Raw genomic sequence first — 1351 nt, forward strand, 5'->3', positions numbered from 1 at the left:
ATCTCCGAGACGGGGTAACGGGATTCGCGGCGGACGGCCATGAAGATGCGCGGCATCACGGGGAAGTGGAACGCCATATGGCACTCGTCCCCGCCCTTGGCGTAGTCGCCGAAGTAGTCGACGACGTCCTCCGGCCACTGGTTCGCCTCCGCCAGCAGCACGGTGTCCGGATACATCGCGTCGATCTCGCGCCGGACCCGCCTCAGGAACTCATGGGTGGGCGGCAGGTTCTCGCAGTTGGTGCCCTCTTCCGCGTACAGGTACGGCACCGCGTCAAGGCGGAAGCCGTCGATGCCCAGGTCCAGCCAGAACCGGAGCGCGGCCAGGACCTCCTCCTGCACCGCCGGGTTCTCGTAGTTGAGGTCCGGCTGGTGGGAGAAGAAGCGATGGAAGTAGTACTGGCCGCGCACGGGGTCGAAGGTCCAGTTGGAGACCTCGGTGTCGACGAAGATGATCCGCGCGTCCTGGTACTGCTTGTCGTCGTCGGCCCACATGTAGTAGTCGCCGTAGGGCCCGTCGGGGTTCTTGCGGGACTCCTGGAACCACGGGTGCTGGTCGCTGGTGTGGTTGACGACGAAGTCGATGATCACGCGCATGCCGCGCTGGTGGGCGGCGTCGACGAATTCCACGAAGTCGGCCAGGTCACCGAATTCGGGGAGTACGGCGGTGTAGTCGGAGACGTCGTAGCCGCCGTCCCGCAGCGGGGACTTGAAGAAGGGCGGCAGCCACAGGCAGTCGACGCCGAGCCACTGCAGATAGTCCAGCTTGGCGGTCAGGCCCTTGAGGTCGCCGATGCCGTCACCGTCGCTGTCCTGGAAGGAACGGACCAGGACCTCGTAGAAGACGGCGCGTTTGAACCACTCCGGGTCCCGGTCCTTGGCGGGAGTGTCCTCGAAGGTGTCCGGGACGGGGTCGTTGACAGTCATGACGCGCTGGGCCCTCCGTTCGCTGGTGTCGGTCGCCCCACCTGGAGCACATGCGCCGACGCCCGGCCGGGGGTGAGGCGCACATAGTTGGTGCTGCCCCATGAGTAGGACTCACCCGTCAGTTCGTCCTGCACGGACAGGGCGGAGTTCCGGTCCAGGCCGAGTCGTGGCATGTCCAACGAGACCGTGGCCTCCTGGGTGTGGTGCGGATCGAGGTTGACGACCACCAGGACCGTGTCCGCCCCGGCGCGCTTGCTGTACGCGATGACGGAGTCGTTGTCCGTGTGGTGGAAGCTCAGGTTACGCAGCTGCTGGAGCGCGGGGTGACGGCGCCGGAGGGTGTTGAGGCGGGTGATGAGGGGGGCGATGCCCTCGGTCTCGGCGCGGGCCCAGTCGCGGGGCTTGAGCTGGTACTTCTCGGAGTC

Annotated in this window: 2 protein-coding genes; both read right to left on the reverse strand. The window is 66.5% G+C overall.

Annotated features, from left to right (window positions below):
- The coding region (locus ABZ396_RS40740) for an alpha-amylase family glycosyl hydrolase (protein WP_358927084.1) at window positions 1-926 on the reverse strand (926 nt) is incomplete at its 3' end.
- Window positions 923-1351 (reverse strand): alpha-glucosidase C-terminal domain-containing protein (locus tag ABZ396_RS40745; RefSeq protein ID WP_358927083.1); only part of this gene is annotated, 429 nt, incomplete at its 5' end. The genes ABZ396_RS40745 and ABZ396_RS40740, both read right to left, overlap by 4 nt.

Origin of the sequence: Streptomyces sp. NPDC005866 (genome assembly GCF_040629895.1) — a bacterium.
GTDB lineage: Bacteria > Actinomycetota > Actinomycetes > Streptomycetales > Streptomycetaceae > Streptomyces.